The 8,896-nt window shown below is 65.2% G+C and carries 8 protein-coding genes; all 8 read left to right on the forward strand.

What is annotated here, in order from left to right; all coding sequences use genetic code 11:
* On the forward strand, positions 1-459 hold a 459-nt coding region (locus AC1D1X_RS09265), incomplete at its 5' end, for a RecB family exonuclease (protein ID WP_477698174.1).
* A complete protein-coding gene (locus AC1D1X_RS09270) occupies positions 456-3,758 on the forward strand; it encodes a UvrD-helicase domain-containing protein (protein WP_477670881.1) in 3,303 nt (1,100 codons plus the stop codon). The genes AC1D1X_RS09265 and AC1D1X_RS09270, both read left to right, overlap by 4 nt.
* Positions 3,759-3,816: 58 nt before the next feature.
* Positions 3,817-4,449 carry a hypothetical protein gene (locus AC1D1X_RS09275; RefSeq protein WP_457278648.1) on the forward strand — a complete coding sequence of 211 codons (633 nt, stop codon included), beginning with the start codon at positions 3,817-3,819 and terminating at the stop codon, positions 4,447-4,449.
* Between the two features lie 287 nt (positions 4,450-4,736).
* Positions 4,737-6,107 (forward strand): TIGR03862 family flavoprotein, encoded by a 1,371-nt coding sequence (locus AC1D1X_RS09280; RefSeq protein WP_477698175.1) that lies wholly within the window; start codon positions 4,737-4,739, stop codon positions 6,105-6,107.
* Between the two features lie 81 nt (positions 6,108-6,188).
* A complete protein-coding gene (locus AC1D1X_RS09285; RefSeq protein WP_477698176.1) occupies positions 6,189-6,470 on the forward strand; it encodes a hypothetical protein in 282 nt (93 codons plus the stop codon).
* A 161-nt stretch (positions 6,471-6,631) separates the two neighbouring features.
* Complete coding sequence (locus AC1D1X_RS09290; RefSeq protein ID WP_477670878.1) at positions 6,632-7,348, forward strand: Crp/Fnr family transcriptional regulator; 717 nt, start codon at positions 6,632-6,634, stop codon at positions 7,346-7,348.
* 159 nt (positions 7,349-7,507) lie between these two features.
* Positions 7,508-8,200, forward strand: a complete 693-nt coding sequence (locus tag AC1D1X_RS09295; RefSeq protein ID WP_477670877.1) for a Crp/Fnr family transcriptional regulator — start codon at positions 7,508-7,510, stop codon at positions 8,198-8,200.
* A 240-nt stretch (positions 8,201-8,440) separates the two neighbouring features.
* Positions 8,441-8,896 (forward strand): hypothetical protein (locus tag AC1D1X_RS09300; protein ID WP_477698177.1); only part of this gene is annotated, 456 nt, incomplete at its 3' end.

The raw sequence follows: 8,896 nt of genomic DNA on the forward strand, positions 1-8,896 counted from the left end.
GTCTTCGACGAAGCCGAAGTCTGGCGCGAAGTGCCTGTCGGCACGCTCACGCTGCTCGGCCAGCTCGACCGCGTTGATCGCCAGCCTGACGGGCACGCCCTGGTGATCGACTACAAGACCGAGCCGCGCACGACCACGGCCGAACGCATCAAGAACGGCCAGGAAGACACCCAGCTTGCCTTTTATGCCGCCCTGATGAGCGACGACACGCTGGCCGCGGCCTACGTCAACCTCGGCKAAAAAGAGCCGACCAAGACCYATGAGCAAGCCGAGATCGTCGGCTTGCGCGACGAGCTCATCGACAGCATCTTGACCGACATGGCGCGCATCTCGCGCGGGGCGGCGCTGCCGGCATTAGGGGAGGGCAAGGCCTGCGACTATTGCGCGGCCCGCGGCCTCTGCCGCAAGGATTTCTGGAGCCTGGACGAGGAAGCCACGGCAGGGGAGGAGGGCGTATGACCCCGCCGGCTAACACCTTGATCGCTCACGCCGCGGCCTACGAATGCAACGGCGAGCCGCTCTCCGCCGATGCCTTCTACGCCATCGCCTGCGACCCGCGGCGCAGCGTGGCGGTGGAAGCCTGTGCCGGCGCCGGCAAAACCTGGATGCTGGTGTCACGCATCGTTCGGGCCTTGCTGGACGGCGCCACGGCCGCACCGGGGCAGCAGGTCTTGCCGCATGAAATCCTGGCCATCACCTTCACCAAAAAAGCCGCCGGCGAAATGCGAGAGCGCCTGGACGACTGGCTCAAGGCCTTTGCCCACGCCGACGATGAGACCCTGCAGCGCGAACTCGAAATGCGCGGCGTCAGGGTCGATTTTTCAAGCCAAAAAGGCCTGAAAGCCGCGCAGAACGTGCGCGAGCAGCTATCAAATTTATACCGCTCCATTCTGGCCAGCGGCCGCTCGGTGCAGATACGCACCTTTCACAGCTGGTTTGCAGCCCTGCTGCGCAGCGCGCCAGTAGCGGTGCTGCAGCGCCTGGAGCTGCCGGTGAACTACGAGCTGCTGGAAGACGATGCGCCGGCACGCGCGCTGGTGTGGCGGCGGTTTTATGCGGCCGTCGCGGTTGACGCGTCACTCAAGGCTGACTTTGAGGCGGTGGTGCTGGCGTATGGGCGTTTCCAGGCCGACAAGGCCTTGCAAGCCGCGCTCGACAAGCGCACCGAGTTCACGCTGGCTGATGAAAAAGGCGTGATCGACGCCTCGGTACAAGCCTTCAGTGCACAGTTCACTGAATTTGGCGGCCTTGATGAACCCGAAGAGCTGCTCAGCACCAACCGTTTTCACCGGCAAACCTTGAGGGACGCCGCCATCGCGCTGGGCCGCGCGAGCGCGCCGACTTTTTCGGCCAAAGGCGTGGAACTGGAGCAGGCGTTGACGGCCGGAGACTTCCCGGCGGCCATTGCGGCCCTATTGACCGAAAAGGGCACGCCGCGCAAGTTCGGCGAAAAAATTGTCGGCATCGAACAGGTGCGCATTGCGCAAGACCTGGTGCTGCGTGTGGTGGCGGCCCGCCAGCAGCATGACGCCTGGCTGTACCAGCAGCGCATGGCGCGCCTGACGCGCGTGCTGATCGCCCAGTTCACCGCCTTGAAGCGTGACCGCGGCTGGGTCGACATGAATGACGTTGAGAGGGCCGCGCTGCTGATGCTGGCCGACCCCGTGCTGTCGGGCTGGGTGCAGGAGCGGCTGGACGCGCGCATCCGGCATCTGATGATTGACGAGTTCCAGGACACCAACCCGCTGCAGTGGCAGGCTCTGTATGCCTGGCTCATCGGCTACTCGGGTGCGGGCACGGCGCCCAGCGTGTTCCTGGTGGGCGACCCCAAACAAAGCATTTACCGCTTCCGCCGCGCCGAGCCGCAGGTGTTTCGTGCCGCGCAGGCTTTTGTGGTGCACGGCCTGGGCGGTGACTTGCTCAGCTGCGACCACACCCGGCGCAACGCCGAGGCGGTGATCGACATCGTCAATTCGGCCATGGCCACGGCGCGCGAAACCGACGGGTACGACGGTTTCCGCGAACACACCACGGCCTCTGGCCGGGCCGGCGCTGTGGGCCGGCTTCCGCCCATTGCACGCAACAAGGACGAAGAAGAGGTCTCGCCGCTGGCCGCCGGCTGGCGCGACAGCCTGACCACGCCGCGCGAATTGCCCGAGGAGACCCTGCGCACGCGCGAGGCCCGGCAGGCCGCCGCATGGATATCCGAACAGGTCGCCGCCGGACTGCGCCCCCAGGACGTGATGGTCCTCTCGCGCAAACGCGCAGGCCTGCTGCCGCTGCAGGACGAGCTACGCGCGCTGCACATTCCCGCGCAGGTGGGCGAGAAAACCGAGCTGATCGACTGCTGCGAAGTGCTGGACGTGGTGGCGCTGCTCGACGTGCTGGTGTCGCCGCAGCACGACCTCTCGCTGGCACGTGCGCTGCGTTCGCCGCTGTTCGGGCTGGCTGACGATTGCCTGGTGCAACTGGCGCTGCTGCAGCGCGAGCACCACCAGCCGTGGTACAGCCTGCTACAAAAAGAGGAGCTGCTTGCGCCTGGCCTGAAAGGGCTGGGGCCTGTTTTGACCAAGTGGAAGAGCTGGCTGGACCGCTTGCCGCCGCATGATGCGCTGCAGGGCATTTACGACGACGGCGACGTGCTGGCGCGTTTTGGCGCTGCCGCCCCGGCGGCCCAGCGCAGCGCGGTGCTGGCCAACCTGCGCGCGCTGCTGGGTGTGTCGCTGGCGCTGGACGGTGGGCGTTATGCCACGCCCTACGGTTTTGTGCGCGCCCTCAAGGCCGGGGGCACGCAGGCGCCGGCAGCCGTCAGCAGCGAGGCCGTTCGGCTGCTGACCATCCACGGCGCCAAAGGCCTTGAAGCCGAAGCCGTGCTGCTGCTGGACACCGACACCGTCGAGCGCAATGCCGACAGCATGGGCGTGCTGGTCGACTGGCCCGGCGAGGCGACGGAGCCGCGCAAGTTCGTCTTCCTGGTTAGCGAAAGCCGCCCGCCCGCCTGCGCTGCCGACACATTGGCGAGCGAGCAGGCGGCCCGCAAGCGCGAAGAACTCAACGCCCTGTATGTAGCGCTGACGCGCGCCCGCCGTACGCTGGTGATTTCCTCCATCGAGCCGCACCGCGTGACGACTGAGAGCTGGTGGCAGCGCCTGCACGCACTGGTGGGCGAACTGCCTGCGCCGGTCGCGGATGAGTCCGCAGCCGCCCATCTCGATGCGGCCGACGCGGGCGTGTTCTACCTGCCCGAGTTGCCTGAACTGCCCGAGGTCATGACGATTTCCGAGCCTGCTGCGGTGCGCGTTGATGAAGATTCGCTCAAGGCCCGCATCGGCAAGGCCATGCACCGCCTGCTGGAGTGGGGTGGTGCGTTGTCAGACCCTCAGATCAAGGCGGCGGCGCGCGAGTTTCGCCTGAGCCCTGCACAGGCAGCCGAGGCCGCCGGCCTGGCCGGGCGCATTCTGGCGGGTGAGGGCGCCTGGGCCTGGAGCCCGCAAGCCGTGGCCTGGCAAGGCAACGAAGTCGGCCTTGTCTACGCCGGGAAAGACTTGCGGCTGGACCGCCTGGTGCAGCGCAAGGACGCCGGCCACGAAGGCCACTGGTGGGTGCTCGACTACAAATCCGCCGTGGCGCCGGAGCTGCAGCCCGCGCTGGTGGCGCAGCTGCAGGACTACCGTGCGGCGGTGCAGCTGATTTACCCCGGCGCGCCGGTGAAAGCAGCTTTCCTGACGGGGCGGGGAACTGTTGTCGAGCTGGATTGATCTCACACAGCCCGCGCTCTACCCCATGTTATTCGCCGACCTGAAGAAAGAGACAACCATGTTCAAGCAACTTGCCGCCTCGCTAACCTTCCTGGCCGTCCTGCCACTGGCATGGGCCCAAACCCCGGCACCGACTAACCCCACGGTGCGCCTGCGCGCGACGATTGAAAAAGTCGATGCGACCAGCCTCACCATCAGGGAACGCAGCGGCGAAGTGATCACGCTGGTGCGCCCGGCCGAGATGGACGTGTCCGAGGTGTACCCGCTGTCGCTCGCCGACATCAAGCCCGGCAGCTACATCGGCACCGCCGGCATGCCGCAGCCCGACGGCAGCCAGCTGGCGCTGGAGGTGCTGGTGTTCCCCGAAGCAGCGCGCGGCGCCGGTGAAGGCCACCGCCCCTGGGATTTGCGGCCCGACAGCACCATGACCAACGCTACCGTGGCCGACCTGGCCGCGGCGCCAACGTCGGTGCCCGGCGGGCAAAAGCTCACGTTGCGCTACAAGGACGGCGAGAAAACCGTGATTGTTCCGCCGGATGTGCCGGTGGTGTCCTTCAAGCCCGGCAAGGCCGACGAAAACGCCTTGCTGGTGCCGGGTGCCAAGGTGATGATCACGGCGCAGGAAAAAGCCGGCAAGCCGACCGCGCTGCGTGTCATCGTCGGCCGCGATGGTTTTGCGCCGCCCATGTAATGCAATGCGCCGCGCAGGCCGGCAAGTGCGGCCTGTGATAATTGGCGCATGCCGCCAATCGGCGCCAAACCTGTACCTGGCCCCTGTTTTTAAGCGATTTAGCCCTGCAGGCCAATCGGATCGGGCGCAAGCAGCTATCAAAAACAGAGCAAACACATTCGCCTGCGAAGCGCTATCTTTGATGCCTTTCAGGAAAGCGGCTGCTGTTTGGCCTTGATTTCTCCCATCTCACCATACCTCGCCTCCGCGAGCAGACGGAACACCTTTTGAACGATTCAGCCTCTCCCGTGAAACCGCCGCCTGTCGGCCCCCTGCGTATTGCCGTCATAGGCGGCGGACCCGCCGGCCTGATGGCCGCCGAGGTGCTGGCCGCTGCCGGTGCGGCCGTGAAGGTCGAGGTGTACGACGCCATGCCTTCGGTGGGGCGCAAGTTTTTGCTGGCCGGCAAGGGCGGGCTCAACCTCACGCATTCCGAAGCACCCGAGGCTTTTCTGAGCCGCTATGGCGAGCGCGCTGCGCAGCTGACGCCGTTGCTGGCCGCGTTCGGCCCGGCCGAGCTGCGTGCCTGGGCTGAAGCGCTGGGCGTGGAAACCTTTATCGGCAGCTCGGGCCGCGTGTTCCCCAAAGACATGAAGGCTGCGCCGCTGCTGCGCGCGTGGCTGCACCGCCTTCGCCTGGCCGGCGTGCAGTTTTCCATGCGGCACCGCTGGCTGGGCTGGGCCGATGACGGCGCGCTGAAGTTCTCAACGCCCACCGGCGAGGTGCTGGCACACGCTGACGCCGTGGTGCTGGCTTTGGGCGGCGGCAGCTGGGCGCGGCTGGGCTCTGATGGTGCCTGGGCGCCGCTGCTGGCTGAGCGCGGCGTGGCGGTGGCACCGCTGCAGCCGTCCAACTGCGGCTTCGACGTGGCCGCACGCGCGGACAGTCCGGCGCAGCTTGAAGAGGCGGCAGCCGACGCCGGCGAGACCCGCCGCGAATTCCTGCAGGAACTCATAGGTAAAAGTCCACAGCCGCACATCGGCTGGACAGAGCATTTCGCCAGCCGTTTTGCCGGCCAGCCCTTCAAGTCCGTGGCCATCAGCTTCACCGATTCACATGGCCGCAGCTTCAGCCGCAAGGGCGAGTTTGTCGCCACTGCCACCGGTGTCGAAGGCAGCCTGATCTATGCCGCTTCCTCCTTGCTGCGTGACGAGATTGCTGAACACGGCAGCGCCACCTTCCTGCTCGATTTGCTGCCCGCCAAGACCGCCGAGCAGGTGCTGGTGGAGGTGCGCCACCCGCGCGGCTCACGCTCGCTGTCCAGTCACCTCAAGAGCCGCCTGAACCTGGATGGCATCAAGGCCGCGATGTTGTACGAACTGCTGGGCAAGGACGCGATTGCCGATCCGGTGCGCCTGGCCGCCGGCATCAAGGCGCTGCCGGTGCGCGTTACTGCGGCCAGGCCGATGGATGAAGCCATCAGCACCGCGGGCGGCGTGATGTTTGAGGGCCTGAGTGCACAGCTACAGCTGGGTGCTGCGGCTGCAGTGCCCCAGCCCGTGTTCTGCGCCGGTGAAATGCTGGACTGGGAAGCCCCCACGGGCGGCTATCTGCTCACGGCCTGCTTTGCTGGCGGGCGCGTTGCCGGGCAGGGCGTTTTGAGTCATTTTGGCCTGTAGACCAATAGGGTCGGGCGCAAGCAGCTATTGATTTTGTAGCATTTTTTTTGAACCATTCGCAGTTGCGCGAGAGGAGCCGCCATGATCGTCCGTTTTAACATCGACTCTTTTGACAAGACCCAGTACGAATACCGCGTGACCTACGAAGKTGAAGACCTGTTCGGGGACGCCGGGCTGGGCGGCATTGAAGAATGCATCATCGCCGCCACTGAAGGCCTGGGCCAGGACGCCGTGGCCGCAGAAGTCGCCTTCAGGGGCATCATCAGCGGCACCTACCCGCTGGCGTCACTGGCGCTCATGTCGGCACAAATCGCCATTCATGCCTTGCAGACCACCGAGGCGGTTGAAGAAGTGAGCCGGTAGTACCGAGGCCCACAAAAGCCCTGGAGGTGGACTTTGCCGGGGAACTTTCGTTTGTGCGGTAGCGCACATACCGGAGGGCCGTTAGTGCCTATACTTCGAAGACGGTGCGAGATCTCTGCCAGAGGCCCAACTCGAAGCCAGATCCGCCCCGGAGTGTCTCGATGGCCCATTCTTCCAACCCCAAAGACAACGAGCTGCTTGCCGCATTGCCGGAAGCAGAGTGGCAGCGCTGGCTGCCGCAACTGGAATGGGTCGACATGCCGCTGGGTCAGGTGCTTTATGAGTCGGGCACCACGCTGGACCATGTGTACTTTCCCACCACGGCCATCGTCTCGCTGCTTTATGTGATGGAAAACGGCTCTTCGGCCGAGATTGCAGTCGTCGGCCATGAAGGTGTCGTGGGCATTTCCCTCTTCATGGGCGGGGAGTCCACACCCAGCCGCGCCGTCGTGCAAAGCGCCGGCCAGGGTTTTCGCCTCAAGGCACAGGCCATCAAGGACGAGTTCAAGCGCGCGCCGGTGCTGCACCTGCTGCTGCGCTACACCCAGGCACTGATCACGCAGATGGCACAAACCGCGGTGTGCAACCGCCACCATTCGCTCGACCAGCAGCTGTGCCGCTGGCTGCTCCTCAGCCTTGACCGGTTGCAGAGCAATGAGCTGGTGATGACGCAGGAGCTGATCGCCAACATGCTGGGCGTGCGCCGCGAAGGCGTGACCGAAGGCGCGACCAAGCTGCAAAACCTCGGGCTGATCCGCTATTCGCGCGGCCGCATCACAGTGTTGGACCGCCCGGGCCTGGAGCAGCGCACCTGTGAGTGTTATGCCGTGGTCAAGAAAGAATACGACCGCTTGCTTCCCGAAAAACTCGCCTCCTAGCATTCCGGTGTGCGGCCTGTTGTGTGCTGTGTGCGCTGGCACACGGTGGCGTTGGCGACACGTCGTGCATACTGAGGCACCGAATTGAACTGACGACAGTAGCGCGGCCTTGTCCATGACCCGGCACTCCCCGGGGTCCGCCTACACCGGAGAGCCGCTTTGGCCCCTGTCGAAAACCACCTCATTGAGCTTCTCCCTCGCAAGGATCGCCTGCGCCTGCTCGCCGTCTGCGAGCCCGTCGAGCTGTCGCTAGCTGAAGTGCTGTGCGAACCCGGCAAACCCACACGTTACGTCTATTTCCCGGTCGAAAGCTTCATTTCCCTTGTGGCCCTGGTGGAAGGCAGCCCGGGGGTGGAGGTTGGCATGGTGGGGCGTGAAGGCATGCTGGGTGCGCAACTGGTGCTGGGCGTTGTCACCGCGCCGGTGCATGCGGTAGTGCAGGGCGCGGGGGCGTCCTGGCGGATCAGCACCGCCGTTTTCCGGCGCGAGCTGGCGCGCAGTGCTTCGTTGCAACGCGGCCTGAACCGCTACCTTTATGTCTTGATGGCGCAGCAGTCCGCATCAGCCGCCTGCCTTCGTTTTCACCTGACGAGCCAGCGCCTGGCCCGATGGCTGCTGATGAGTCAGGACCGCGCGCATTCCGACAATTTTCATGTGACGCACGAATTTCTGGCCTACATGCTGGGCATGCGCCGCGTCGGCATCACGTCGGCCGCCAGCGCGCTGCAGCGCGGTGGATTGATCGAATACCACCGTGGTGAATTGAAGGTTCTTGACCGCGGCGGCCTGGAAGCCGCGGCATGCAGCTGTTACGCGGCTGACCGGAAAACCTATACCCAATTGCTGCATTGAGGGGCGGCTTTGGGATGGCGGGGGCCTGTCTGTCAGGCAAAAGCATCGGTTTACCTGTTTCAGCTCAACTGCGGCCCGCGACACGGCCTGAAAACCTTTTGCGGCCGATGTGCGTTACCGCACGGACGGATCGCCTAGGGCCGCCTAGAAAGGAGCGTACGGCGATATTGCGAACCTTTGAAGGCGCAGCGCCCAACCGCTGTTGCAGCGCCATGCAACTCCTTTAGCGAGGGTTCTGAAATGATCCGGCTTGCTTCCTCACCCCCTCCCAATATCAGGCTGCTGGCGCGCTCGGCGCTGACCATGCTGAGCTCTCCTGAACTCATGAAGGAGTCCCGATGCGAGCTGCCCGCCACCAGTGCCGCTGCGCTGGATGTTCTGCGYGACTGGGCCAAAGGAGGCGGCGAGGGCGCTGACGACGCCCATCTCGCCTCGCTTCCCGAGCGGCAGCTCGAAGCGCTCACACCCGACCACCCGCTGGACATCGCGATCGCCGACTRGGACGCGCTGTTTGGCGCCGTCAAGGCCAGGCTCATGCTCAGCGTCGGTGAAAAACTCGCAGCAGCACCCAACTCGCAGGTCGGCGAGGCCGCGGAGCTGGTCCAGTCCACCGTGTTGGAGTGTGTGGGCGCCTTGCACCAGCTTCACCTGGCACTGACGCAGGAGCGCGGGCAGCGTGCTCATCCGGCAGTTCCA

The organism is Polaromonas sp. P1_G4, assembly GCF_056405475.1.